Consider the following 26,564-nt stretch of genomic DNA (forward strand, 5'->3'; position numbering starts at 1 on the left):
TTAATGCCTATATTCTATATCTAATATTCTATTGTCTTTATTTATACTTGAAATTAATTCATCCTTAATATATAAGGAGTTTTCAAAGTAGAAAAAAACAGGTAAGTTAGTTTTTTTGTCGATGGTTATCAACGTAGAATTATCTCTACTCGTAGAGAGAAAAGATGAAAACAATTTATTGCCCTGAGAGTTTATGTAAGCAGCTTCAACAAATTGTTCGGTAGCACTATAAAATATATCAACCAAATCTTCCCTTATAATCAATCGAGGAAATTGGCTAAAGCAATCGACTACTAAATCAGGTTCAACAGATATTAATTTATGACCTAAACTTTCTTCGATAAGACAGTCATTATATGTATTTTTATTTAATTTAAAATATCCATCTATCACCATAAAACCTCAAATTCCTTATCATCTTTAAATTCAATATCATTCGTATGTTTTACTAATTCATTTTTTACTCTTTCGCTTACCACATATTGATATGCTTCTAACCCTGAAACCTTAAAAAAGTCTAAGTCTTGAGATTTTATTTTCTGAATTTTTCCCAAATCAAATGAAAGTTTTATAAGGTCACCATCTTCATCATAAATTGAGTTTTCCTTATCTATCACGTCTATTTCTAACTTTGAATCTAATCTAATATAATTAAAAGATACCCCGTCAGTAAATTTAATACTCACAGGAACTGAATAAACGTTTTTTATATTCAATAAAGAAATCTTATTAAAAATACCTTCATCAATATACAGAGCATCACTATCGTAGAAGGACTTCCTGAACTTAGAACCGACACTCATAGTTTCATATTGAAGAGGATTTATTACTGACAATTCCGTGTAATCAATAAAAGCATTATTAAAATCATGCTTAGCAATCAACAGATCTGTCAATACCTGGTAATTCTCATTCATGAAATACAATTGGGGAGTTTCCATCAATTTGTCCACTTAACTTCAGAGGCCACCTTTAACCCCATACTTCTGCGAAGACTTTTATCTAACTTTGTTATATAAAATTTTTCGTCAAGCTCAGGGTGCTCACGATGACTTTCGCAAGGTGCGTTTTGCCCATGTTCTTCATCTATTCGTTTTGAGATCTCCCTGAGACTTTTTCTTTCTCCTCCAGTAACATAACTACTTATCAGCATTGTGTTCATACACCCGTTACTATTTAGAGGCTTATAGTCTATCCCATCCTTGTGAAGTAACCACTGGAATTTCCCTAACTTACGAAGTATTTTTTTTGATACTTTATTTAGGTCTGAGATGAATTCATTGTGGTCTATATCTTTAGTACACCTAAAATGCTTATGGATTATGGGAGTGACAAGTTTAAATACTTTCGCATGATAGGCCTGCATTTGCACATTGGGCTTCCAAACCCTTTCACCATCAATCTGACTATCTGCTGCGCGCTGCAGTTTAAACTCATCTTTTTTACTTATGTCATAGTCATTATGCCCTCCCTCATGCAAAGGAACCCCAAGATGACACGCCACCGCTGTGCTATTAGGAAGGATAACTAAGTTTTGCGGACTATTTACGTTGTATCCTATGTCGGCTTCAATTACATCCTCATAATGGCTAGATAAAGCAGACATTACACTACATGAAATTAAGTGATGAGGGGTCAGTAGTCTGTTCTTGGTGTAAGAGCTTGCCAAGCCTAACGTTGCCCAAGGGTGACGTTTTTCCCACAGTTCTTTAGCTTTTGTAGCTGAACTAACATTAGAAAAAGCGCTTGTAGCACAAATAGGCCCCTCTAGCTGTTCTAACCTTTTAAGGTCGCCTCGGAACTGCCCCTGCTTTTTCTCTTCGACCCACTGGAAATACTCTCTCCAGGCATTTATCCCTCTTCTAGGTGCATTTTTTTTAATCACTGCCATTTAAATCACCTTATGCCCTACGCATGTACCATTCTTATTTGGATATTTTTTCCCTGGCACTCGTTTTATCTTCTTACAGATTCTACAGTTTGTAGCGCCTGCCTTTTTTTGGTTAGACTTTGCCGTTTTATTCCCACTTTGGGCACTGCCTTTATTTCCACTGTGGTGAACTCTAGCAGGAAAGACGTCTTCCGCTTTTCCTAATATTGAAGAAAGCAGATGTTCAAAACTCTTCATTGCTTCAGCAATTTTATCACTTCCAATTTTGTCGACTATCTTCAGTTCATCAACTAAGTCAGCAAAGTATTTTGCAAGTTCGTCCGCTCCAATCTTATTTGCAGCAGAAGCTAACTCTAAACCGACTTCACAGCAAGGCTTTATAACATCAGATAGTATCTGGGCCGATTGTTTGGCATAGTCACTCCATTGTAGGTTACGCAGAAACTTTTCAGGGTCTCCCTTTCCAACAGCTCTCAATACAGCCAGAAGATCATCCTTAGGCGTTTGCTTACCAAGTTTTATTGCGACTTTGCATGTGCCCTTCACTGCACTTCCAAAAACAGGGATACACCCAATAAGGGTTAGTGATAACATTAGCCAATTCTCGGTGTCTTCACGAGCTTCTTCGTCTAAAAGGCGGAGTACATTAGCAGCGAGATCTCTTAAATCGCCTACTTGGTCGACAACGGGAATCATCGTGATCGCAGTATTCGCGATAATTTGCTCGACAGTAGCATCTTCATTAAAGTCTCCGAGAATCACCCCCCAAATCCAGCTTGCTACACCTGACGTTTTTCTCCATGCATTCTCCCAAAAGCCAACCTCCCCTTGCTTAGCATTATCTAGCAGCTCTTGAGTGTCTGTAGTTGGGTTATACTTGGGGTTCTGTTTAGTGGGTTCGTTAGGTATAAAGTCTCTGGTATCTTCCCCAAATTCTACATCAAACTCACCCGGAGCAACGCCACCGACCGATGCTTTACCGTTGTTGTCTAATGTTCCTTCAAATACGGCGCCAGATTGATCTGTGAGAGTGTAAGTTGCACCTTGAACTGGTTCACCGTCTGAGTAAGAGAGGTACAAATCAACCGTATACGTCCCTTCCTGCTCTTCCGTAACAGAAACCGATGGGTTTTGTGCGCCGCCCAAACACATGGTGTTGGCTTTATTCATGGTCATTTGATCAGACAGACGACATACGCCCTTGCCTTCAAACTTAACCGTTGGTGAGGCAGAAATGAATTTTGCTTCGGCTTCTATCGTGCCGGATGCAACGCCTTTTTTATCACCGCCCGCATCACCGGTACTTTTTGAAAATGTACTGCCTTTGATCGCGACACTGTTACCACCATCCATAGAGATAGTCGTTGTACCACCTGCAAGGTCTGCCGATTTAGCATTGTTGCCATAAGGGATAGGAACGATCGGCTTACCGACCTTCGTTAAACAAACATCTGGGAGCGTTGCATTCGCTTCACCACCTGAGCCTTTATGAACTATTGAAAGTCCATTTGCACCAACTGTTACGCCCATAACCAATCCATTTGAATTTTGTTGATTGAATAATAAAAGAGATCGCACATTGCAATCTCTCTAAATGACTAGTGAATTCCACTAAATCGCCAGTGATATTCACGATAAAGTTTAAAACTGGCAGAAGATCTCAATTTGAGATCTTCTGGTTATTGATACATTTCCAACAACTTTTGAAACTTAAGGTCGATCACCATGTAGGTCGCGACATACATGACCGCAAAGGTAATCGCGCTCACCCCTAAAATCAGCTTGGGTGAAATCACCCTTTTTAACGGCTTCTTAAGGTATTTGGCTTTAAGGTTGACTAAAGATACTTTCTCTTGCTCGGCTAAACGTTCATCACGCACGAGTCGATAGATAGTGCTGCCGATTTCCGCGAGTTTTTCGTTGCCTCGCTCTTCGCGTCCGTACTTACCTTGGAAGCCAAGTTGAAGCAGTAAATAGAGGAACTCGATGACGTGTCGGTACTTGCGAGGGTCTGCTTTTAAGCGCTCCAAAATCACGAAGAACTTGTCACCACCAGAGGTCTCATTATGAAACTCTGACAACAAACTGTTCTGGCTCCAATGACTGTTTGCTCCCCACTCCTGACGACAGACAGACTCATCTATTGCTGCGCACAAGCAGTAGCGGATAACCAAAATGGATGCGCGATCCAATTCCATTTCGTTGAGCTTACGTTCGCCCTTTCTGATCTCACGAGCCACCTGTTCACGAAACGGCATTGGGTCATCTAGCCATGGAATCGACGACATACAAGACAGACTCGCGATCAACCAAGAGAATTGGTCGACTAACGGGTTGATACCCATACTCTCGATGTTGAGGTCTTGAACGGCGATATTGCGCGACAAATCAGGCGCTGGCATCACCTCCATCGGTTTGCCAGGCTCTGGTTGAAATAGAACGACGGTTACATCGGTTTCTGCATAACTCATAGACGTACTGCCCAAAGTTGCAATGACAAGTTAGCGAAATCACCCGCGACATGAATCGCAATCGCCGCTGTATTTTTCAGTGCTGACCACTCTTCGCCCGTCTTATCGAGTTCGAAATAGGTGTAACCCGCATGGTAAGGCAGCGCACGAGGTACAACTGGCATTGGTTTGATCTCGATACCTGGTAACTGCAGGTTAATCAGATCTCGAATATTATCGATAGAACCGATCTTCGTTTGGCTAACAAACTGGGTATGTAAGATATCCAGCGTAACATCGGCTTTAACGGCAAGAATAAAGGTCGTAGTATCGATGATCTTGCTGTCTGGGATTGCTGCTGTTCGAATGCCGTAATTCTGATCTTTTAGTGTCAGTGGCATTGCTCGTTGCTCAGACATCACACTTAACGTCATCTTCGCACTATCAAGTGCACGTGATAGACAACTGGTTAAGTCACCATGATTGTATTTAGTAAACTCAATTGGTCGACGCGTTGCTGAACAAAGCGTTGAAAGCTCACCTTCCGCTTGAAGGAGAATTCGATACAGCGATTCTGGGTGGACCCCTTCTGCACTCGCAAAGTGCCAAAATAACGGCTCGTATCGGTTAAGCGCTTGGAGCAGCATAAAATCAGAAACTGAAGATACGCCTTGCTGGTCGACAACACCTAAGCGCTGAACGATAGACTCTGCGCGGTGTTTCAACATAGAAGCAAATTCAGTCGCGAACTTGTTCAGTACGGTTGAAGCATGAATATCAATACAAGTCGGAATAAAGCTCTCATCTAAGATAACACTGCCATCTGGCTTTACTTCTGAAATTTTTAGGATCGGAATCGATGTGTATGCGCTCTTGTCTTCATGGTCATACATCAAGCAGAAGTTAAGCTTACCAACTACGATGTTTGCCATGTCTTCTGAATCATAACAAGCGTCAACCGCTTCTTGAGATTCCATCGTGTAACGCGCGCCGTCTTTCTTCGTTCCGAACAGTTCAGAACGTTCTGACGGTAACGGGCAACAGAGATAAACCACTTTGTCGGCAATCGAAGGGGCAACGTCTTTCACTTCTGGCAATTCTGCCAGCAGTGGTAAATCAAAAGGCGTTCTGTCTTGCAAAATACCTTCTGCCCGAGTGATGCCAATCTTACCCAGCGCGAGTAACTGCGAGTTAATCTCTAAACGCTTAATGCCCCAATGCAGGGGCGAGGCGTTTGAACTCAACATACTAGAAAGTTTACTTTGTGAACGATCGAGTTGCTGAAAGTGCTGCGGCTTCATGAACATTCCATCTTGCCAAACAACTGGATTGTATAAAGACATGCTTTTATTCCTTAAAAGTAAACTTGTTCAATGCCGCGAGTATTATCAGAAATCAACTCACTGCCTTCTAACTTGAGCTTCAGGTAGTACTCGCTCTTCTCTTCAATGACTTCCACTTTTCGCCATGACGAGCCATCAATATCACGGAAAGCGACCGAGAAGCCGACAGCGCGTGTAGCTGGATCAAGCGTTAACATCTCATGGATTTTGTCGCCTGGCTGGATTTGATATTCGTAACGCTTGATGTATTCGTCACCTAATGACGCTTTATCGTTCTCAAACAATGCAAAAAAGTCTAGGCTACGGAAAAGTACTGGCGAACTTAGCTCATGAACGCGAAGGATAACTGGCGATGATTGGCCTCCCTCACGTACGTTTAAAACCGACGACGCCTCTATCACTAACTCAATAGAAGAAGTTTCTGGCGTGATGCCTGTTGATTCTTTTAACTGATCCCACATGGAACATCCGGATAGCAATGCAAATCCGAGTAATACAGCGATACTACGCATGGCTTCCCTTAATCGCTTTGTTGTAGTTCTTTTTAATAAGACCTTTCAACGATGTTTCGTTGAACTGACGACGGTTCTTCGCGTAAAACTCCAAATACTCGCCCCAGAGCTTAGATTTAGTTGCAAACATCGATTTGCTTGCTACATCATTTGCAAACGTGACAGGGTCATTCGTTTCTGATTGTTCAATCAACAACTCATTGAGCGCTTTATTAAAAATAATTTGATGATCATTAAGTTCATCAAGCATCTGTTCGACTAGTTCGTTTGGCGCGAGTAAATTCTGGCTATTTAACGTCAACATGAGCTCGGCAAGATTCGACTCTGCTTGGCTCAGCCCTTCCTCTTCTTTCAAAGATTCCACTTCGTGAAGGTCTTTTTGCAAGTTATCGATACACAAGCGTAAGCACGTACCCATTTGCTTAAACAACAAGGCTTCATTACTTATCAAGTCGGGGTTGGTGATACCTAACCCTTCGTAGAATGCTTGGCTAATATCATTATAGGTTTCACTTCCAGCACCATCGAAAGACGAATTCGATACAAAGCCGACTTTTGTTTCTGACGCTGGCTGCTGAGTTTTATCCGTTATTTGTGAAGAAGGGATAAACGCTTGCGTGACCTCTTCCCATTTTTGTCCAACCGGTTCGCTTTTAGGCGCACTCTGTTGATAGGAAGCATCACCGTTCACCTGATGACTTGACGAACGGTCACTCATCAATGACTCTTCAGTATTAGACGAAGTCTCTTTACGGTAAAAATCGTCTGGAACTCGCTGCGTGTTTGCTTGGGGCTGTGAATCACTCTTGGTTTGAACAGGCGTTGATTCGTTACTTTTGGTGTCTGCACCCAACCAATCTTCAGGAATCAGGTTAGGCAAATCCAATTCGGAATGAATACTGAAACTGTCGTCTACGATTTGACGCGTGTTTTCGATAGAACTAGGTTGTGGTTCCTGATTTTTTTCTTCGTTTCTGATTAAGTGGTCATCATCGCGTTGCATGGAAAACTTGAGGTGTGCAATAGGGTCGTGGCTATCAACATCATCTTGTTTTGTTTCCATGAACAAGTCTTCTAATGCGCCTACTTTTTCTTCCTCTTCGACTACCGCCTCTCCTAAGTTGACAAGCGGGTCGTTAGAAACACGCTCAGGAGCAATATCGACAGCAATGTCTTGTGAAGCAGTAACGTGCTCTAGTGACACGCCAATTTCGTATTGACCCAGAGAAACAATGTCACCGTCGACAATCGAAACTGGCTGGTTTTTCAGTATCTTGTTGCCATTGACCATGGTGCCATTTGTACTGACATCGCTGATATAATACGTATCACCGTAAACACTGATCAGACAGTGCGTTCCTGAAATAAAGCGATTGTGATCCGCCAAAGGCAAAGTACAACTGGATGCTCGCCCTACTGAGCCGCCACCTTCCGGCATTTCAATATGCTTCGCACCCGTGTATTCCTCTGGGCATTTCGAAATGAATAGGACTAGCTGATGTAAGCGCATTGCTAAACCTTAAAATAGCAGTGAAACAGAGAGTTCAACGCCACCCAATCCATCATTTACAACAGGAAGAATGTAGGAAGCTTGCGGAATGATTTGAATGTGGGCGTCAGGGTTGCTACCAAGTTTGATTGCGGTACCTAACGTAACGACAGCGCCAAGTTCAAATTGGTCAATGTCTTCGATGGCTTCATAACGGAAACCATCCTGATCGACTTTCCAACGATTTGAATACTGGGAATACCCTAAAGACAGGCCGGCACCAATATAAGGGGTAAAAATACTCCAAGAGCTCAGTGCATATTGAGGCACAACGCGAAACTCATAGTTTGTGACCTCTTCGTAGACGCCATTTGCCGGAGCATCAATGTCTTCTGCGAGATAATTAAAGCCCAACCACCAACGCCAACGGTTGTTGTTTTCATCGATTGGGCGCGTATGCACCAAGCCATAACGTAAAGCCTCTTGATCGCCGCTAGAACCTTCGTCGTAGTCGTGACTTTCCACCATAAGCATGTTTACTGAACCGCCATATCGTTCCCCTTTCGCTATTGCAAAAGTAGAAAACAGACACATGGCTGAAATCAGCCCCACTTGACTTGGTTTTAGCATTTCGTCCCTCTAGGTAAGCCTTGTAATAATACTTAGAGGCGAAAGATATCAACTCTCTTTTCTTTTTCAATAAGGTAAAAAATAGCGCCATCAAATAAGGTAAAACGCCTATAAATTAAAGCAATATAACTATGGATATATTCATAAAGGCGGCAAGGAAAATTTGAATATATTTGGTTAGATAATGAACTTTACTAATTTAGTTGCTACTTATATTTGGGAACCATCTATAAAACGAGCAAACACATCAGGCTACATTTAATAAGCAAACGCTATTAAAGTGACCACTAAACAAGTTAATCTTAATTTTAATAATACAACACAGCTTCAAATTTAAGACCATTCTCATAATCAATACAAATGATAAAAGCCAATTCGCATCGAATATTCTTACTATAAATGGAATGCACATCACCTTTACAAATGCCAAATAAATCAACACCTGACAGCAAAAATACGAACGAATGTCACACTAAGTTAAATTACATTGATTTACATATTATTTATTATTCAATTTCTTTCTTTTGCCTATAAAATCCCACAAAAAAAAGATGATAGTGCAGTATTTATATTTTAATCACTGGTTACTGTCTTTATATATACTCAGTTGGAATTAGACATTATGTTTTTCAGCGACTTCACCAGAAGGCCGATCGATGAAAGTAATCCCAGCGGCTCAAACCCTAATGGCTTAGATGATTTTGACGAAATAAAGCGTCAAATAAATAACCTAAATAAGGTCACTGGACGTGTTTCATGGAAGACGGTTCAAACGCTCTCAAAGAAGATTTTAAGTACACAAGGAAAAGACTTTCGCTGTAGTTGCTACTTTACTGTCGCAGCAACGCATAATGAGGGTCTAAAAGGGCTTGTTGAAGGGTTAAACTCTCTACTCGATTTGTGTGTGGTGTATTGGTATACCGCTTATCCAGAGCATTCGAAAGCTAACGCTCGCATGGGCGCTATCGAATGGATGGTTGAAAACACCGAAAGACGCATCAACAAACATAAAGTAAGGCAAGAAGAGTTACCTCTAATTGAGGCTGCTCATCAGCTTTGTTTAAGGATTGAAGAAGAGCTTCGCCTTCACTATGGCATTAAAGCGCCTTCGTTTGGTCGTATTCGTCGTATTTTGAATCAATGGATTGAAGAGCTTAAAGAACAAAAAGCAAAAGAAACCAAAACGATAGAAGCAAAACAGGCGAAACCCGACAGTACAGGCATAAAGGTTGAAATCGCACCACCAGCAAAACCATCAGTAACCAAAACTCAATCCCAAAAGGGCGAAGAGAAAGACGTTGAGACCTCTAAGTCAAGCAAGGTGATGGTTTACTCGATAATCGGTTTAATGGTGACGGCTTTTGCGTCGCACTTCATTTACAAGCAGCACCAGTACCAAACACTTAAAGGCCAGATTGAACATGCCTCTTTGAGCGAACTCACCACCTTGGTTGATTCACTAAGCGTTAAAAACAAGGAATATCTTACTTCTTTAAGGTCAACGACGGTCGATCGTCTCGACGTTCTAATGACAGATTGGACGATTGATCCAGTCAAAGTTAGTAAGGTAAATACGATAGATAAGCTCACCAGTGAGTTAACGATACTTTATCCAGATTCGTCATCTGCACAGCAACTTCGAGAGAATTTTTTAGAGCAACGTTCTCGTTTCGAGGCTGAATTCGATGTCATATACAAACGGTTTGCCTATGCTAGGACCGTATTTGCCAATGTCGCAAAGCAGAACTCAGATAAAGATTCAAAGAAAGCGTATGAGTACAGTAATTCACTTTTTCCGCTTCTTGGTCGAATTGAATACGCAGAAAAGAACACCCAGCAAAAGGAAATTGATCGCTCACTCCTTTTACTGAACACCTACCTATATAAGATAAACCAGTTACAAACTGCGGAAACCGACAACAAATAACAATACAAGTAAAAGAAGTTATAGGCTTATGTTCAAACAAAAAATACTCAGAAACCCGATCGTGGTTTCGACCTTTGTGGCACTGTTATTTGCCGCAATACTGGCTGGGGTGTATTTATTCTGGCTTGAAGACGCAGACAAACTTTATCTCTGGGTTGGTCTTGGTGTTATTGCCACTTTCTACCTTATTTTTCAATTCACTTTGTGGTTTAAGAAAAAGAATAACGCTAAGGCTCAGCGCCTAGAAACAGAGGAAGAAGCGCTTTCCATGGTGATTCGCCCTCTCCTTTCTAACGCGAGTAAAAAACCAATCTATCTAATGATTGGTAATAAAGGGTCTGGACGACGTCAATTTTTGTTTAATTCCAGTGCAATTAAACCAATGGACAGAACACGCACGGCCAAAAATGACTTCTTCGAATGGTATGAGTCTGACGGTGCGGTGTACATCAAACCTGATCAACGTTTAGTTTTCCAAGAAGTGTCGAGTAGCGACGCTTCACTGTGGAATACGTTCACTAACGAAGTGATTCGTCATCGTCCTAGAAAACCTTTTGCTGGTTGTCTGTTCTTTATCGACTTTGAGTTCCTGATTGTTTCAGAGCCAGAGCAAAAAGATTACACCATGACAGCATTACTCCAACGTATGACATCAATCAGTGAGAAAACATCCTCTGCACTGCCTGTGTATTTGATGATGTCTAAACTGGATAAACTGGATGGCTTTAAAGAGTACGTTCATTTCAGTTCACTAAAAACGCGTGTTGAGTTCCTTTCTATACCGTTGAAAGAAGCAAAAGGTGTGATCACTGAGTACTACAAAGACGGTTACCGTAACCTTGTTAAAGTGCTGGAAAGTAACGCTCTGGATTCTTCGGCAAACTCAACTGAGATCGACGAAAAACAGGCAATCCTTTCTTTTCCTAAACAGTTTGAACTGGCTCAGTCTGAGGTTAGCTACATCTTAGAGCGCCTCTGTGAATCGAACAGTGGTGTTTACTCGTTAGACATCCGTGAAATCTTTTTCTGCTCAAGCTTACAAGGCGGTCGTAAATACAATCTGCTGGCGAAGAGTTGCAGCAACTACTTCAACTTACCGATCATTGCCTCTGAGCATACTCAGCTAACAGAAACTCCCTACTTCTCAAGGTTCCTGATTGATTCTCAGATCCTTCCTGAGAGCGATTTTGCGGGTGAGAACAAAACCTACCTACGTTTGATTCAACGACAAAGTCATCTTGCGATGTTTGTGTCTGTTGTCATTCTTGCTGGCGGTGGCTATTTCTTCGTTAAAACACTCGACAGTAACTTACGAGTGATTAACCAGTTGCTTGGTATCGATGACACCGCGCAAGCAGAGCAAGAAGCAAGTTTTAATCAACTGTTAGTCAATGCGACTCGTGCGATTCAGCCGTCTTACAGTGCTTGGTTAGAAGGCTCAAAAGAGCTAGATAACGAAGTTCTACCACTGAACATCAGCCGTTTAGATAAAAGCACCAAGATTGCTTACGAGGCACTACTAAAAGAAGTGGCTCAACAACTGATGCCCGTTGTAGAAAAAGGTTACCGCCTACAACTAACTCATAACCAAGATGACTTTAGCCGCTCACTGCCTTTGCTAAAAGGCTACTTGATGCTAAATGACCCGTCTAAACGCGACATTCAATTCTTGCGCCATCAAACATTGGCCATGATGAATGAGCTAAGCAGTCAACCTGATGTAGTAAACCAGGCGATGCGCTATCTAGATGCCTACTTCCGTACTCAGTTTGCTCCTGTCGACATCAGCATGGACATCGTTCGCGCAACTCGACGCTCTTTACTTGCAAACTCAAACGTAGACTTGGTTTACGCTGGCATTTTGAATCAAGCGGATGCTATCGACCTCGGTACGCTTGATCTTCAACGAGCGGTAGGCTTTGAGTTTAACAATGTGTTCAACGAGCCATTAGCCGACAACCGTCTTATCATCGACAAAATCTACACGTCTACTGGTTTTAGCACCTTCTACCGTCCGCGTGTTGATCTAATGTCGCAGCAAGTCATCACTGACAACTGGGTACTTGGCCTTTCAAACCATGTTATCCCAACGAAGACAGAGCAAGATGATTTCAAGACGCAAGTACGTAAGAAATACACAGACGATTACATCAACTACTGGCGAAATGCACTGAGTGAGCTCAAGGTTCAGCATTACAACAACGTTGGGGATCTAACAAACGCGATTGACCTTATTTCAGGCCCTTCATCACCGATGACAACCGTGTTGAAACAAGTGTATGCCAATACACAGTTCTCACCAGTTGGAGAGAAAAACGCACTGATTTCACAAGTTAACCCTAAGTTGTTAGAAGTTGCTGATTCTGCTTCGGAAGCGGTTGAAGAAGCAGTGAAACCAGATTACTTGCTTATGAAGCGTGTAGAACAAGCGTTCCACCTGCTCAACCAATTGCAAGTCAGTGAAACACCGAACTCCCCTACTCCATGGGATGAGACCATTGCCGCATTGAGCCGCGTTCGTACTTACATGAAAGACATTGCTGACGCGCCAGACCCACAAATGGCCGCACTAGCAGCGGCTCAACACCGCATGAACAGCACAGAAGCCGATCCGCTTATCAAACTTAAGCAGATTGCTCAAAAATCACCAGAGCCTGTACGCAGTTGGTTGTTGGATGTTGTCCAACAAAGTTGGTCAGTGATGATTGCAGAATCTTCAAAAGGCATTCAAACCCAATGGTATAGCGAGATTTACACCAAGTTTAAGGAGCTAGGGCTTGGTAAATATCCATTTGATCTTACCGCAACAGAAGAAATTTCAATCGAAGATTTCGAATTGCTGTTTGCATCAGGTGGTTTGTTAGACACCTTTATTCAGAAAAACTTTGCGCCGTTTTACGACACAAACTTATGGACACCAAAGCAGGTAGATGGCGAAACCATGCCACTGTCACCTGCCCTGCTGGTGCAATTGCGTAATTACAATGTGATCCGAGATACATTGATTAATAAGAGCACAAACCGAGTTTATATTCCGTTTAGCGCCAAAGTATTAGACCTTGATTCTAGTGCGATCAGAGCCAGCTTGAAAATCGCTGACACTGACATTAACTACTATCACGGTCCGAGCCGAATTCGTGAGATGGAGTGGCCACCGCAGAATGGTGACTTCAATATTAGTATCACGATACAAGATGTAACCGACGAGGGTAAGCAGCACGTTCTAAATAAGAGTGGTCAGTGGGCGATATACAGATTGCTAGGTGATTCGACCCTGACAAACACTCATAACGGTAGCTTCGTCAGTGACATAAAAGTGTCAGGAAGGGATTTGAGCCTACGTATCACCCCATTGACACAGAAAAACCCATTCACTCTGGCTGAGCTGTATAACTTTACACTTCCAGAGTCGATTTAATAACAATATAAAAACCAGAATAGGCAGAACACATGATTTCTAACATGACTTTACAAGGCTTAGATAAGTTGGATCGCAAAATCCTTTCCAGTCTGTTATCAAACGGACGCGAATCAATTGCGAACCTATCTAGAAACATCGGTTTGTCACGTACTGCTGTTGCAGAAAGAATTAACAGGTTAGAAAAGACGGGGATCATCAAGGGCTATACCGCTCAGATCCGAGTAGAGAACGAAGGTCGAAAGGCGGCAAGTTACCTGCTCATCTCTTGCGAAAAAGGCAAAAAAAATGAAGTAACAAGTGCCTTAAAAGAGATTCCTGAAGTTCGTTTAACCAGTGTTGTTGGTGGTAGCTTCGACATTATTGCTCTTATCGAAGCGCCAGACCTTCAATCAATCCACCACTTGTGTAACGAGATTGAATCATTCAGTGGGATTCAAAAACTTGATACAACGGTGGTTCTGCACCAGCCAATCAGTCGCTAGGCTGAGTTATTTGCTTAATAAGTAAAATAGCTCTCAAACGAAAAAGCCGCTCAATTGAGCGGCTTTCTTATATGCTTCCAATCACGCGAATCTTGGCGTCTTTATCACTAGGGTTACCAAGCCAAAAGGTTTGTCCCAGGCTGTTCCCTTCACCTTGACCGAGATTGTTTTCTGGTATTGAGTCTAAGTTAACCGTTAGCTTAAGGTCCCAAGACATTGGATCTCGCAAAATAAACCGCATCAGTCCCACCAGTGTATTGTGCAACTCGCCATCATAAGAGAACTTTCTAAACGTCTCAAAATCAATGTTATCGATACAAAGGTTAAACTTACCGTTCAAATCCGAAATGCTTTGCCCTAAGTGTAAACTATGACCTAGCACACAGTTTGCTCGGTTTAGTTTATTACGTTGGCATTCTGCAATCTCTACTCGGCGATGAACCCACTCCTCGATACGGACACTAGGTAAAGAAAAGTAGTGGGCAACAATACCGGAGATAAGCTTAGGCGAGCGCGTACGTGTTGAGAGTTGGTTTACGTAAGAGAGAATTTTCGCCCTATCCAGCTCCGCAACATCGCAATCTTGCATGACACCAGACAAACCAGCTAAATGTAGAATACGCCCTGAGAACGCGTCACTTGCACCGCTCTGGTACTGGACGTGATACCGGTATTTCTTCCAGACGCGGTAAAGCAAGCTCGTGTAGCGGTTGTGGAAGAAGTCGAAAAAGTCTTTAACTGGGTTGTCTTCTGGGTCGCGACCTGCAAGTTTTTCAGTATAAGACGCAGGCAGTGGCGAACTTGAACCATGTAAGCCGAGAAAATTCGTCTCTACGCGCGAGTATTGCTGTCCATTTCTTTCCATGTGAGCGATAAAGTCCATATCGCTCTTGGGAAATGACAAATTTGGTGAAACACTAAACTCAATACGCTCTTGATGAAAATACTTGTTTTCACCCACGGCGACAAAATCAGTTTCTGGTTGCAGTTGGTAATGCTTCTCCAACAACAAAACCGCTTGGTAGAAGCTAAACTCATTCGACTTATCAGAGAGTGTATTAATCATAGAATCGTCTGCTGTCCAATTAGGCTCGTCCAGTTATAGACTTCACCGCTGGCTTCATCAAAAACTTCCAGCTCTGTAAATGAGTTCACACTGGAATACAGTCGAATGAATTCGTTCAATACGTTCGCCATTAAGAACATATCCCCTTCGTTCACAAAGAACTTCGAATTCGTTACGAGCTTAAACTGATTGCCTCTTACTGATACGCCGCGGAACACACGATCAATCGGTTTCATTTCAGAGGAGATAATGCCGTCGAGTCGGTGAATCGACGCTCGGTGTGCTTGTCGGTCAACACGAGAGTGGAAATCATACGTAGACAAAAGCACTTTAAGTACATCGATATTTGCCAACGACAAATAGTTCAGTGACATATTAGCGATAAGTTGCCATTGAAGCTCACCGTTCACTTGCGGACTGACTGACTGTGTTGGTTTAGTAATATTTTTAAACGTCGCATACGTCGGCGATTTATGGGTGGCATAGGTAATGTCCCCAACAGACAGGCGCTCAGCTAAGTCTGCATTGCTGCATTGCAGCTTCATCAGGACCGTTTCGGTTCCCAAATCGGCAATGTCGCCATTGTGCGTATGGAATGAGATATAACGCTCGAGGCCACGACCGCTCACTCGTTCGCCGACTTTGGATTTGTAGAACTCACGCTTGTCTCGCTGGTTGATTTGGTGCTCAAACGATTCGAATTCAATTAATGGTTTACGACGACGTTCATCCTTGCTCCAACTTTCTACCTGTTCAATAGCATACACCTCGTAGTGTTCTTGGCTGTTGCTTTGAGGACGAACTTTGTATTCATTTCGTCGATGTTCTAAACGAATCGGATCACCATCTTTCTCGAACAAGTTAACGGCTGGCGTACAATGCAATCTTAAGTGCTTATCTTTCAAAACCACTTCAGAAGGTAAAGCACGCTTAAAATGGAACTTCACCTTGACTGTACTGCGCTGTGGAATTCCTTTTAGCCATTCTAGACCTTTGATGTCAAAAAACATGAACTTGTCTGGAAGAGAGAAGAATTCTTGCAGTAAGCGATAACCGGCAAACGAGTTTTTGCTGTAAGGCAACAGCGCTTCATCTTCTTCATGCCCAACTGGCACGACATATTCAGGGCCAAGGCGATGTTTGTAGCCACCACCAACATCCAGCTCAACGTAATCTAAATAGCGGAATAACCAAAGAAAAACGGTGCGCGTAATATGAATTTCACCATGAAGGTGAAGACGTAACGTATCTAAACCAATGCGCGAAAGTTCCAAACCATGCTCTGTTGATAACGTTACATCAATCGAAGAGCTTGTGCGGCTGTTGGTTTGTTCAATATTGGTCAGCGTAATCGGGTAAAGGTTGACGTCATAACATGTACGGAATAAACACTGCGTTCCCTCTACCTGCTCGCTCGCCATTTCTGCGCCACGTTTTACCACGGTTTTCTCAGTGACACTACCAGTGTGAGGTTTGAGTTCACTGATGCACAGAGAAGGAATAGAACGCATATAGTGCGGCCACAGCAACGTCATAAGAGATTGCGTCAGCTCTGGCAACTCATCATCAATCTTTTCGCGAATTCGCCCCGTTAAAAAAGCAAAACCTTCCAGTAGCCGCTCAACGTCTGGATCGAAAGTGCCTTCTGAGAGGAAGTGCGTTAACTTGGGGTGATATTTGGCAAACTCACTACCCGATTCGCGCAAATACGTGAGTTCATCTTGGAAGTATTTACTGTTACTCAAGTGGCACCTACTAAACGTTAAATTGGCCGTCAGTTCCCATGTAGACGTCAATAGACATTGGGACTTTACCGCCGTTATGGGAAACCTCACCTCGAATACCAAACCCAAGCTGTAAAGGATTGTGGTGGTCTTCTCGGTAATGAACCTCGACATTCAGCAATCGCGGTTCAAAGCGTTCTATGGTTGAAGTGATGTTGTTTTGAATGTGGCGAACGAGGTTCGTATTGTTGGAGAGTACGTCGTTAAAGTCAGGTAAGCCGTATTCACTATCTATCATCGCATTGCCCGAATGCGTGTTGAGCAAATCCGCCAAATGCGAGTGAATAGATTCGATTAAATGACGATGAGAAACGACTTTCTCGTAGCAGTTTTTGGGCTCACCAAGCTCGATGCGCTCTAAAAGACGATAACCTTTTTCCATATCCGGTCCTACGAAAAAAGCAGCCAGTCTTCACTGGCTGCTTGATATTATCAGCAATGGGTTATTGGTCTAGCTTGCCAACTAGTGACAAGTCAAAGCTTGCGCCCATGTACTTAAAGTGAGGACGTACAGACATTGATACTTTGTACCAACCTGGATCGCCTTCTACGTCTGATACCTCAACCTTCGCAGCACGTAGTGGACGACGACCACGTACTTCTGCTGGCGGGTTTTCCTGATCAGATACGTACTGACGAATCCACTTGTTCAATTCGATTTCTAGGTCAGAACGCTCTTTCCAAGAACCGATTTGCTCACGCTGTAGCACTTTGATGTAGTGTGCTAGACGGTTGATGATGAACATGTAAGGCAACTGTGTGCCCAACTTGTAGTTCATCTCTGCTTGCTTACCTTCTGGCGTATTCGCAAACACTTTTGGTTTTTGAATAGAGTTCGCCGAGAAGAATGCCGCGTTGTCAGAACCTTTACGCATCGTTAGCGCAATAAAGCCCTCTTCTGCCAGTTCGTATTCACGACGGTCAGAAACAAGAATCTCAGTTGGGATCTTAGTTTCGATTTGGCCCATCGCTTCAAAGTTGTAAACCGGTAGATCTTGAACCGCACCACCACTTTGAGGACCAATGATGTTTGGACACCAGCGGTATTTAGCGAAAGATTCGCTGATCTTAGACGCCATAGCGTACGCTGAGTTACCCCATAGGTAGTTGTCGTGGCTGTCTGTTACTTGCTCGTCGTAATCAAACGCTTTGATTGGGTTATCTTCTACCGAGTAAGGCGTACGAAGCATGAAGCGAGACGTACACAGACCTAGGTAACGTGCGTCTTCGTGCTCACGCAGGCCACGCCATTTCGTGTATTGTGGGCCTTCAAATACAGACTTAAGGTCTTTTAGGTTTGGTAGCTCTTCGTAGCTGTCTAGGCCGAAGAACTTAGAAGATGCAGACGTGATGAACGGTGCGTGAGACATTGCTCCCACGTTCGCCATGTATTCCATCAATTTGATGTCTGGAGATGATGCAGACAGGTCGTAGTCACAGATTACCGCGCCAACAGGTTTACCACCAAATTGACCGTATTCACGAGTGTAGATCTGTTTGTATAGACCAGACTTCACCACTTCTGGTGCGTCTTCGAAATCGTCTAGTACTTCATCTTTCTTCGCAGAGATCAGTTCAATCTGAATGTTCTCACGGAAGTCAGTATGGTCAACTAGGTATTTAAGACCACGCCACGTCGATTCGATGGCTTGCACTTCTTCGTTGTGAAGAATGGCATCAACTTGCTTTGACAATTTTTGGTCGATTTCAGAGATCATCAGGTCAACCAAAGATTGATCGACTTTCTCTGTGGTCGAACTGCTTAGTAGCTCACTGATGAATGCTTCTACGCCGCGTTTTGCAACATCAAAACCTTCATCACTTGGCTTTAAACGAGTTTCGTTAAGAATGCTATCCAGAAGTGACCCTGATTCAACTAAGGCTGCTTCTTGTTCTGGCGCTTGTGCTTCTGCAGACATGATATCCCTTACTCTTCTTTCGCTTCTTGGTCGTTGCCAATGCTTAGTTCATCCAACAGTTTCTTTCTCGCTTCTTCATCTTGAAGAACCGATGCGATCTTCTTACGGAACGCAGGAACGTTACCTAGAGGACCTTTCAGTGCAACCAAGGCTTCGCGAAGCTCGAGCAGACTATTTAGCTCTGGTACGCTTTTCGCGATCGCTTCAGGAGAGAAGTCCTTCATGTTTTCAAACGTTAGATCAACACCGATTTGCGCACCTTCTTCATCAGAAAGGCGGTTTTCAACGTTTACTCTAACGTTTGGAGACATGCCTTCTAGCACTTCGTTAAAGTTGTCTTTGTCGATATTGATTGGCGTACGTTCTTCGATTGGCGTCTCATCTGCACGTGCAGTAAAGTCACCAACCACCATCATGCTCAGCGGCAGTTCAACGTCGTCTTGCGTATCACCAGTTGCTGGAACATAACGGATATTAATTCGCTCTTTAGGAGCCACCGAGCCGTCACGTGACATAATTAGTTCCTTATCTAACTCTGTAATCAGTCATAAATTGCTTTCCACTGTTCATACTTGGCAGGTAAAAGATCCTTGGTTCGGAATAACGGATGGAGTGTTTTTCGAATTAGGTCTTTTAGTTGCAAAGATAAGTGTGGTTCCCAGCTCTCAAGATTAAATTCCTGATGTACATCCCAACCCTTCTCAAGATACGGCAAGCACAACGGGTATAATCCAACAGACTGGTAAGCTGTTATCAATTGTAAATACAGCAAAAATTGCCCACGTCCCGAGCTATCCAGTTCGAGTTTGCGAGCAAGTTCTGCAGCACGCTCCCCTAGGTTTTCTAGGGTGATATCCTCCATTAGCGACGAATCGTCCTCGGTAATCACCACGGTCTGAATGACCGCTGGCGAGCCCGATGAACCTGCAACTTGAGTCGATAACCAAGCCAAAGTTGCTTCGTCCGCAAATGGTATAGAATTCTTAAATGAAAGGTGTTCAATGCCTTCCAGTGATTCAACGAAACGTCTCACCTCTTGCTTCACCGCCGTTGCGGCATCGTCAAAGCCCAGATTGGTGAGCATTGAATAGACATAGAAGTGGCCCGTCAGCCAAAAAGGCGCATCGGTTAATGTGCGCTCTAAACGCTTAATCGTATCGATATCACTTTCTTGGTTGGCCTTGTCACGATACTCCGCTTGTTGATCGGAAGAGACCGCTAAACTGAGCGGTGTTTCGTTGTTTTGATGATCGGGTAAGTCATCAATGTCATCCCAAGTCAGATGACGATAAATTCGATAGGCAAGTGGATCGCTCGCGTTGGAATAAAGCATGACCTCCGCAACCTTCTTCAAGGTGCGTTTAGAGGCAGTTGGTGAGGAGAAATCCGTATCAACATCAACCTCCGGTGCCGCGGCTTTTTTGGCCACTTTCGGTTTAGCTGCAACCGATACGCTTTGACTGCTTGATGGTTGCTCCGCTATTGGCCTAGGAGCTTCTTCTGCGTTTTCCGCTTGCACAGATTGAGCGGGCGCACTTTGTTCCGCTGAAGATGTCGTACGCGCCTCGTGAGAGTCCGCTCCAGCTTGTTGCGATAAGATATTCAGCTGGGTACGAATCTCAAAGAAATCCGCCTCTGAATCTTGGAAAACATCATCAAACTGGCGCTGTACGTCTTCAATCGTACTGATACAACGAGAGACAAGCTCCCAAGGTTGTGTACTTTCCGCTAACTTACCACTTACCAGCTTAAACTGATGGTTTAACCACTCAACGGCGCCATCTCTACCTCGCTTTCTGGTTGGGTAAAGATTCGCACCAAACTTCGTTAACGCCCCATTAAGCAGCTGCAAGCCCTGTTCAAAACCTTGCAAGTCTGACTCTTCTGTAAGTGCACGAATGAGATAACAAATCGCCTTAAGGTCTTTGCTGTGATGTTCAAGAACCTCGGTAGCATGCGTTTTGACGACACCCCATTCCACAGTTTCCCCAAACAAAGAGCCAAACTTCTTCACTTCGGCTTCCATCATTTCGTAGCAAAACTCGTAACGCGCGTCTTCACCGACTGGATTTGCGTCTGAAATTGGCGTAAGCAAGCGTTCAATATCAATCACTGACATCACTAACCTCGCCCTTCAGATAAAAGATAATCTTTAATGGCTCTTTCCACAGCGATCGCACCACGTGCTGGTTTAGACAGTTGATGACTTTTGTCGATGGAATCTGATGCCATACTGTTAAGTAGCTCGGTAATCTCACCGAATTTTTTGGGTGCGTTACGCTCTAGATCCGCCAGTGAGTCATGCAGTTTTTGCTGATCAAAAATGGACTGTTCTGTCACTGTGCTAAACAAGATGAATTCACTTCTTGCGACAATCAGATCTTTCACTTTTTTACTGAGTTCTGGCGTATTACCAAAGTAAGCTTTTGCGGCTTTCGCTTCGTCAATCGCTTTGGTGTAGTAATGGTCCTTCGCATGTTGCTCAATGGATTCATTAATGCTTTCTAAGACTCGTTTCGGCAGTACCTGGCTGTAGAAATAAGCTTCTGACTGATTGAGTAACCAAGCCGCTTTCATTTCATCATCTGCTTGCTTCGCTTCACCCGATAAAATCAAATTAGCGATTTGCTCATCTTTGCTGCCCGCAACGGCAGACAGTTTCATTGAATCAACCGCAGCAACGTTCAAACCTGCCATCACTTTGGTCAGGGTTTTATCAGCATAAGGAAACAGCGCTCCATCATCGACAAGCTTCTCGCGCAACGTAACCAACTCTTTGCGAATATCGACTAAGGTTTTTGGTAAGTCATCCGCTAAGTCTTGATAAGCGGTCAACTGGCTTTGGTTCTTCTTGTACAACTTCGACAGTTTCATCTGTTGCACTTGGAAAGCTTCACGATATGGCGCAGTAGTCACCACATTCTTTTCCATATCATTAAGAGCGAATTCAATATCCCAGGGTGGCTGCGCTAAGAAAGAGGCCGTCTGTGCTGGCTTGATCGTACTAACCAACGGTGTTTCAGTCTGTGAAATCGATGGCTCAGACTTAACAATGGTTTTCCATTCTGGCTGGTTTTGTTGGTACAAGTAGCTGCCAGTAATCGCAATCACGCTGAGCACCAAACTCGCCTCTAAAATTTTGAAACGTCCATAGCCAGACTTATCTTGCGGTTTGCAATGCGTCAGCAATAAATCTGCATTGCGTAAGCTACTAAAAATTGGCGCGTTTGATTGTGAATCAATCGACTGCGTATCAATACGTGCGAGCTGTTGGGCAAATGAGATGGCTGTATAGCCATGCCCTCTCGGATTATTGATGACTTGCTTCAGCAGCTTCCAAATGTGGTTGGGAATGAGTGCAGGTCGCTTACGATCTTTTAACTGTTTATGCCAAGCATCACCAAAAATAGCACCGATAAATAGATGTCCGGTTAGTAAAGCTAGAGAATACACATCGTCTTGTGGCTCGGTTGTGCCTGTCTCTAGATAAAGCGGCGAGGCGTAACTCAGACTGGCTTCGGCATGTGTCTCAGTCTCACCAATATAACGAGCCGCACCAAAATCAATCAGCTTGACGTAATCGCCCTCACTGACTAGTACATTTGATGGTTTGATATCGAGATGGCAGATGCCTCTGGTGTGCATAAACTCAAGCGCGCCAGCCAGTTGATACACGAGCCAAGCAATGTGATCGTGACGAAAGCCCTTAGTCGAGTGACGTTCCATTTTTTCTGCGAGAGATTCGCCTTGAATCCACTCATACATCAAATACGGACGTTCGAACTCGTTGCCGACTTTAATAAACTCAGCAACACTTGGATGCTGGGAAATCTCTAGTCGACTGGCTTCATTAACCAACATTTTGCTGGCAACTTCTGGCGCCTCTTCATTGACGACTTTGCAGCAGATTTGTTTTTCTGGCTGGCCTTTCTTGGCGAGATGGTAAACCGTAGTTCTACCATTTTTTGAAGGCAGCGTGTCTAGTACATCAAATTGCGAAAAAAGAACGTACTCAAGCTTTGGCTTATTTTTTTGCGCCAATCTTTGCTCGTTCTGTTTCTTTTTCTCAATGGCTTTAACAACCAATTGATCAATATATCCTTTGGCTGCTCCCTGCTTATCAGACACTCTGCACTCTTTCATCGAACAAATATTATTAGAGCGAAATAATATTGGCTGAAACAACCTTGTTTCAAGGCTGGTATTTAAAACGAACAGTAAGCCTATTATTTTAGTTATAATTACTAATTTATAAGTCGCTTTGACTTACGCTTTAACTACATTAGTTCCCTTGTTTTGACATCTTAAATACCGATCATAAAAACTTTGCCTATTTCACTATTTATAAGTGTGTGATCCAATTAACAGACTAATAATTGGAGTAGCCCTTTATCACCATTAAAGTCAAACATCAGCAATGATGTAGGTTGGTTAAAGTGGTGGTTTTTAACAGCATAAGCGACCAAAGCAAGCGAAGATGAGCTTCCCATCGTTCCCCATAACTCATTGATAAGTTGAGGTTGTTCTGGATAAATAAAACGTTCCGCCTTTGCACCCAAAGCGAAACCATAATCTTCAGTGTGAGCACGTAAGTTTGACATATCCGAAAAAACCTCACCAAAGGATGCCAGTTTTTTACTTGAACGTTGAACCAGCCGAAACATCCCTCTTCTATCTGACGTATTTAATTCCGTATCGATATAGCCTAATTGCGCTTGGGGGTTGAGTTTTAATGTTTCTACTGTATTTCTTCGACACAGAATCAACCCCGCACCACCTTCACTTGGAATAACGCCCCATGGATTATTGGTGCTCATAACCATTGCTTCATTTATTAACGAGTCAAGAGAGCTTACTAACGAATCGACACTCACACACATCATGGCGTCGTATTTATCGAGTGATTTCATGGCTTGTAGCACAAAGCTAGGCCCGCTTGCATGCACTGCTTGGACCACAGAAAGAAAGTCAGAATAGTCACTTTCACCAAGCCATTCCTGCACCTTTACTAGAGATACAGAGCTTGGCACGGCGATCAATAATGGAATCGGTTTCAAAGAACGCGGTAACTGCATCAATAAAGAATCGAGTAGATAACTCGTTATCTCACACGTTTTTTCAAACAACTCAGTGTCTTTGGTGTATTCGATTTTCGCGTAGGTAAAGCGCTCAATCCCGTCTTCTCCAACGATTTGTTCAAATCTGGCTAAATCAGCATGAGCGACACTGCTTGAGATATCGAGGTTCATGCCCATCGGCGTCATCACTTCCATTCCTAAGACATAGCGGCCTGTCGAATTATGCATGCTCACTTACCTCTGCCAGTTTCGTGATGGACGTTGATACCAACAGGTGTTCTTTCCCCTGACAAGGAAATGCGGAGGTATAACTGATTGAAATCGTTTTCTTTTCAGCATCGACAAATAGGGTATACATCGACATATCGGCTTGATAAGTATCTTGTTTGAACATAGCAATCGCACGGTATTTTTCTTTAGGGATACGAAATGAAATCGTGTCGTCATGACAAAAACCACTCATCATCAAACGTTCACCACCGTGAAGGAAACCTTTACATTGTTGGTCAACAGGTGCGCTTTGGAAAAAGCGTCTATCGAAGTCGACCGGTAACATTGGTTTGCGGTTTTCAATCCAATTGTCATCAAACGTACCCGTCAACTTTTGACGAGATTCAAAGAACGGAGGTATCGGCCCAAAACCGGCCACACGCAGTTTTTTCCCTGTCGCACTCCAATCTTCTTTTGGATAAAACACCGAAGGCACCTTTTGCTCAACTAATTCGTTACTGGAATCGGCAATACCGCCACCAATACGGTTCCGTAAGTCACCGCCAATGGCACAGGTATAGTCGATGTCTTTTTCGATAAAAGGAATCGGTTTGCTGAGCGTAATACTGCCACCATGCTCTACCCATACACGTTCACCGTGAATAGCAAGTGTCTTGTCGATATGGCCATCAATCAACACGCGGCACTCTTGGTAAGTCACCGGTTTCTTCGCATAGCTGCGCGCCTTTCCGTAGACCAGCACGTCAGTATTAGTTTTGGTATAGGCGAATTCGTGGTCCATTTTCATTGCCGAGAAGCCTTCTTCTCCCAAATATTGAGGATCATCAAAAATCTCGCTTTCGCCCAACTCATGCCATACTGCACCATCAAACTGCCAAGTACGCTTCGCGACAACAACCCACACTTCATCGCCGTTTTCATCACGCTGAAAGCGCCCTTTAAGCGATAGCTCGGGGTGCGCTTCAATATCCCATAACTGCATTGCTATTCCTTAAATTGAATCGTTCGCTCGCAGAAGGTGCTGCTTTTAAGTTGTTGAAGTTCCAATCTTGTTGGTGAATCGGCATCGCCATATCCCAAGGCACATAAGCCCTAGACTGAATACAGAGTTGTCGCCATAGCCAATCACGGAACATCACGTCTATATTGGCATCTTGCATTGCTGCCAAAGTAGATTCGAAACTCAGTGAATACCCCAAACGACTTGGTAAGTTTTGAACGTACTTGTCGTCTTCAAGCCACTCATTGAGTAAATCGACAATCTCTTCCCACTCATTCTCAACACCTATTTCTTGAGGAGTAAGAGGAAGGAGCTTTCCGTAGACGACATACAGGGCTTGAATCCAAACCTCGCCTTCATCTTCTTCCAGAGTTTCCAAGTGCTCGATGATTTCTGGCACTAACTTCCAATCGCCACTCAGAGCAAAATCAACGGGAGCTAACGAAGAAGAGATATCGAACGCTTCAAACTCTTTCAGCTCCAAAAGTTTGGCAAAAGTCAGCACTTGTGCCGAAGGCAATCCACTCGGGTCAATACCAAAACACTGGCGGAACCAAGTGCTTCTGTCACGTTTGGTGATCAAGCGTTCGAACAGATACTGCTCACCATTCGCATGCTCATTAATCCACTCAATACCCTCTTCTACATCTTGTAATGCCAACAGGGGTAATGCGACATTGGAACGAATGATTTCCGCTTTATGCCAGCGCTTGATCAGAGCAACGCTTAATGCTTGCCTTACACGTAAGCATTCAAAATAAAACGCGCTTGTTTTCGAGTTACCTTCAATCAGTTCTGACATCACACTGTCGAGGTGTTCAACGGGCGATTGAGTCACAAACACCATCGCAGTGTTGCTATCTAACTCTTCAAGTACCGATAAGCCAACTAATAGATTATCAATATCTGAACCAAGTTCATTCTGTAACGCGAGCCAAACATAAATTTCTGGTTCTTGGTTTTTTAGTTGATGGAACAGCCCTGGGGTAAGTCGATAGAACGAGAGATAAACCTGTTTGATCTCTTCAATCTGACGTTCTATCAATTTGAGATACTCAATCTCTCGGCTTGGGTAACCACGCTTGTGGATTTGGACACGTTGTTTGAGTAAAAAACCGAGACTCTCGGATGCTATCGATAACTTTTCATTACAGAAACCCAGCCAAGATGCCGGTAATTGGGAAAGCTCGTTGGTCGCCTTCTCTGCTTTTGCTAAAGCGCTTTCAACGAGCTGGTTAGTTATGGGTGCATTTAGGTGTTCAACACCGATTCTTTGTCGCATCTACTTATCCGTTATTAGCCTGCGATAACGCGATTGCAATTAGTTAAACTCAAAGTAAG

The 26,564-nt window shown here is 43.4% G+C and carries 22 protein-coding genes; 3 read left to right on the forward strand and 19 right to left on the reverse strand.

All coding sequences use genetic code 11. The features are described 5' to 3' along the window. The 9 genes from OQJ86_RS17330 to OQJ86_RS17370 form a co-directional block, all read right to left on the reverse strand. Positions 1 to 396, reverse strand: coding sequence for a hypothetical protein (locus OQJ86_RS17330; protein WP_265988674.1), 396 nt, complete (start codon positions 394 to 396; stop codon positions 1 to 3). Then, positions 390 to 941, reverse strand: a complete 552-nt coding sequence (locus OQJ86_RS17335; protein WP_265988676.1) for a hypothetical protein — start codon at positions 939 to 941, stop codon at positions 390 to 392. Before OQJ86_RS17335 ends, OQJ86_RS17330 begins: the two co-directional genes overlap by 7 nt. Beyond that, positions 941 to 1,891 (reverse strand): AHH domain-containing protein, encoded by a 951-nt coding sequence (locus OQJ86_RS17340; RefSeq protein ID WP_265988678.1) that lies wholly within the window; start codon positions 1,889 to 1,891, stop codon positions 941 to 943. The genes OQJ86_RS17335 and OQJ86_RS17340 overlap by 1 nt, the downstream gene beginning before the upstream one ends. Then, a complete protein-coding gene (locus OQJ86_RS17345; protein ID WP_265988680.1) occupies positions 1,892 to 3,421 on the reverse strand; it encodes a PAAR-like domain-containing protein in 1,530 nt (509 codons plus the stop codon). 149 nt (positions 3,422 to 3,570) lie between these two features. Beyond that, a complete protein-coding gene (gene icmH, locus OQJ86_RS17350) occupies positions 3,571 to 4,362 on the reverse strand; it encodes a type IVB secretion system protein IcmH/DotU (RefSeq protein WP_038867806.1) in 792 nt (263 codons plus the stop codon). Then, on the reverse strand, positions 4,359 to 5,684 hold the full coding sequence (tssK, locus tag OQJ86_RS17355; protein ID WP_265988683.1) for a type VI secretion system baseplate subunit TssK: 1,326 nt from the start codon (positions 5,682 to 5,684) through the stop codon (positions 4,359 to 4,361). Before tssK ends, icmH begins: the two co-directional genes overlap by 4 nt. 11 nt (positions 5,685 to 5,695) lie before the next feature. After that, the gene (tssJ, locus tag OQJ86_RS17360; RefSeq protein ID WP_081094945.1) at positions 5,696 to 6,196 is read right to left on the reverse strand and encodes a type VI secretion system lipoprotein TssJ; all 501 of its coding nucleotides are present in this window, start codon (positions 6,194 to 6,196) and stop codon (positions 5,696 to 5,698) included. Next, a complete protein-coding gene (locus OQJ86_RS17365; RefSeq protein WP_265988686.1) occupies positions 6,189 to 7,706 on the reverse strand; it encodes a type VI secretion system-associated FHA domain protein in 1,518 nt (505 codons plus the stop codon). The genes tssJ and OQJ86_RS17365 overlap by 8 nt, the downstream gene beginning before the upstream one ends. Positions 7,707 to 7,715: 9 nt before the next feature. Next, on the reverse strand, positions 7,716 to 8,315 hold the full coding sequence (locus OQJ86_RS17370; RefSeq protein ID WP_038867814.1) for a hypothetical protein: 600 nt from the start codon (positions 8,313 to 8,315) through the stop codon (positions 7,716 to 7,718). A 622-nt stretch (positions 8,316 to 8,937) separates the two neighbouring features. Here OQJ86_RS17370 and OQJ86_RS17375 point away from each other — a divergent pair. The 3 genes from OQJ86_RS17375 to OQJ86_RS17385 are packed head-to-tail and all read left to right on the forward strand — an operon-like array spanning position 8,938 to position 14,145. After that, positions 8,938 to 10,242 (forward strand): type VI secretion system ImpA family N-terminal domain-containing protein, encoded by a 1,305-nt coding sequence (locus OQJ86_RS17375; RefSeq protein ID WP_181137442.1) that lies wholly within the window; start codon positions 8,938 to 8,940, stop codon positions 10,240 to 10,242. A gap of 28 nt (positions 10,243 to 10,270) precedes the next feature. Beyond that, complete coding sequence (gene tssM, locus OQJ86_RS17380) at positions 10,271 to 13,660, forward strand: type VI secretion system membrane subunit TssM (RefSeq protein ID WP_265988692.1); 3,390 nt, start codon at positions 10,271 to 10,273, stop codon at positions 13,658 to 13,660. A 32-nt stretch (positions 13,661 to 13,692) separates the two neighbouring features. Beyond that, complete coding sequence (locus tag OQJ86_RS17385) at positions 13,693 to 14,145, forward strand: Lrp/AsnC family transcriptional regulator (protein WP_009705245.1); 453 nt, start codon at positions 13,693 to 13,695, stop codon at positions 14,143 to 14,145. A gap of 67 nt (positions 14,146 to 14,212) precedes the next feature. Here OQJ86_RS17385 and tssG read toward each other — a convergent pair whose 3' ends face one another. From tssG to OQJ86_RS17435, 10 genes are all read right to left on the reverse strand, one after another. Continuing rightward, entirely contained in the window at positions 14,213 to 15,211 is a 999-nt protein-coding gene (gene tssG, locus OQJ86_RS17390) for a type VI secretion system baseplate subunit TssG (protein ID WP_039978263.1), read from the reverse strand. Beyond that, entirely contained in the window at positions 15,208 to 16,956 is a 1,749-nt protein-coding gene (gene tssF / locus OQJ86_RS17395; RefSeq protein WP_042601595.1) for a type VI secretion system baseplate subunit TssF, read from the reverse strand. The genes tssG and tssF overlap by 4 nt, the downstream gene beginning before the upstream one ends. 10 nt (positions 16,957 to 16,966) lie before the next feature. Next, positions 16,967 to 17,377: a type VI secretion system baseplate subunit TssE gene (tssE, locus tag OQJ86_RS17400; protein WP_038867824.1), complete on the reverse strand. Its 411-nt coding sequence runs from the start codon at positions 17,375 to 17,377 to the stop codon at positions 16,967 to 16,969. A 61-nt stretch (positions 17,378 to 17,438) separates the two neighbouring features. Beyond that, on the reverse strand, positions 17,439 to 18,914 hold the full coding sequence (gene tssC / locus OQJ86_RS17405) for a type VI secretion system contractile sheath large subunit (RefSeq protein WP_038878565.1): 1,476 nt from the start codon (positions 18,912 to 18,914) through the stop codon (positions 17,439 to 17,441). Positions 18,915 to 18,922: 8 nt separating this feature from the next. Beyond that, positions 18,923 to 19,429, reverse strand: a complete 507-nt coding sequence (gene tssB / locus OQJ86_RS17410; protein WP_038867828.1) for a type VI secretion system contractile sheath small subunit — start codon at positions 19,427 to 19,429, stop codon at positions 18,923 to 18,925. 26 nt (positions 19,430 to 19,455) lie between these two features. Next, entirely contained in the window at positions 19,456 to 21,033 is a 1,578-nt protein-coding gene (gene tssA / locus OQJ86_RS17415) for a type VI secretion system protein TssA (RefSeq protein ID WP_061036009.1), read from the reverse strand. A 2-nt stretch (positions 21,034 to 21,035) separates the two neighbouring features. Then, complete coding sequence (locus OQJ86_RS17420; RefSeq protein WP_265988705.1) at positions 21,036 to 23,042, reverse strand: serine/threonine protein kinase; 2,007 nt, start codon at positions 23,040 to 23,042, stop codon at positions 21,036 to 21,038. A 233-nt stretch (positions 23,043 to 23,275) separates the two neighbouring features. Further along, positions 23,276 to 24,220 (reverse strand): hypothetical protein, encoded by a 945-nt coding sequence (locus OQJ86_RS17425; RefSeq protein ID WP_265988707.1) that lies wholly within the window; start codon positions 24,218 to 24,220, stop codon positions 23,276 to 23,278. After that, a complete protein-coding gene (locus OQJ86_RS17430; RefSeq protein WP_265988709.1) occupies positions 24,213 to 25,205 on the reverse strand; it encodes a DUF2169 family type VI secretion system accessory protein in 993 nt (330 codons plus the stop codon). The genes OQJ86_RS17425 and OQJ86_RS17430 overlap by 8 nt, the downstream gene beginning before the upstream one ends. Beyond that, a complete protein-coding gene (locus tag OQJ86_RS17435; protein ID WP_265988711.1) occupies positions 25,186 to 26,505 on the reverse strand; it encodes a hypothetical protein in 1,320 nt (439 codons plus the stop codon). Before OQJ86_RS17435 ends, OQJ86_RS17430 begins: the two co-directional genes overlap by 20 nt. Positions 26,506 to 26,564 lie beyond the last annotated feature (59 nt).

The sequence above is a fragment of the Vibrio sp. Sgm 5 genome (genome assembly GCF_026241575.1).
GTDB lineage: Bacteria > Pseudomonadota > Gammaproteobacteria > Enterobacterales > Vibrionaceae > Vibrio > Vibrio jasicida.

Coding starts and splice junctions, on each gene's coding strand:
- OQJ86_RS17435 (WP_265988711.1), bottom strand. CDS start 26,505: ATGCGACAAAGAATCGGTGTTGAACACCTAAATGCACCCATAACTAAC.
- OQJ86_RS17425 (WP_265988707.1), bottom strand. CDS start 24,220: ATGCATAATTCGACAGGCCGCTATGTCTTAGGAATGGAAGTGATGACG.
- tssJ (WP_081094945.1), bottom strand. CDS start 6,196: ATGCGTAGTATCGCTGTATTACTCGGATTTGCATTGCTATCCGGATGT.
- OQJ86_RS17340 (WP_265988678.1), bottom strand. CDS start 1,891: ATGGCAGTGATTAAAAAAAATGCACCTAGAAGAGGGATAAATGCCTGG.
- OQJ86_RS17370 (WP_038867814.1), bottom strand. CDS start 8,315: ATGCTAAAACCAAGTCAAGTGGGGCTGATTTCAGCCATGTGTCTGTTT.
- OQJ86_RS17345 (WP_265988680.1), bottom strand. CDS start 3,421: ATGGGCGTAACAGTTGGTGCAAATGGACTTTCAATAGTTCATAAAGGC.
- OQJ86_RS17335 (WP_265988676.1), bottom strand. CDS start 941: ATGGAAACTCCCCAATTGTATTTCATGAATGAGAATTACCAGGTATTG.
- icmH (WP_038867806.1), bottom strand. CDS start 4,362: ATGAGTTATGCAGAAACCGATGTAACCGTCGTTCTATTTCAACCAGAG.
- tssA (WP_061036009.1), bottom strand. CDS start 21,033: ATGTCAGTGATTGATATTGAACGCTTGCTTACGCCAATTTCAGACGCA.
- tssC (WP_038878565.1), bottom strand. CDS start 18,914: ATGTCTGCAGAAGCACAAGCGCCAGAACAAGAAGCAGCCTTAGTTGAA.
- OQJ86_RS17375 (WP_181137442.1), top strand. CDS start 8,938: ATGTTTTTCAGCGACTTCACCAGAAGGCCGATCGATGAAAGTAATCCC.
- tssE (WP_038867824.1), bottom strand. CDS start 17,377: ATGGAAAAAGGTTATCGTCTTTTAGAGCGCATCGAGCTTGGTGAGCCC.
- tssK (WP_265988683.1), bottom strand. CDS start 5,684: ATGTCTTTATACAATCCAGTTGTTTGGCAAGATGGAATGTTCATGAAG.
- OQJ86_RS17330 (WP_265988674.1), bottom strand. CDS start 396: ATGGTGATAGATGGATATTTTAAATTAAATAAAAATACATATAATGAC.
- OQJ86_RS17430 (WP_265988709.1), bottom strand. CDS start 25,205: ATGCAGTTATGGGATATTGAAGCGCACCCCGAGCTATCGCTTAAAGGG.
- OQJ86_RS17365 (WP_265988686.1), bottom strand. CDS start 7,706: ATGCGCTTACATCAGCTAGTCCTATTCATTTCGAAATGCCCAGAGGAA.
- tssB (WP_038867828.1), bottom strand. CDS start 19,429: ATGTCACGTGACGGCTCGGTGGCTCCTAAAGAGCGAATTAATATCCGT.
- tssG (WP_039978263.1), bottom strand. CDS start 15,211: ATGATTAATACACTCTCTGATAAGTCGAATGAGTTTAGCTTCTACCAA.
- OQJ86_RS17385 (WP_009705245.1), top strand. CDS start 13,693: ATGATTTCTAACATGACTTTACAAGGCTTAGATAAGTTGGATCGCAAA.
- tssM (WP_265988692.1), top strand. CDS start 10,271: ATGTTCAAACAAAAAATACTCAGAAACCCGATCGTGGTTTCGACCTTT.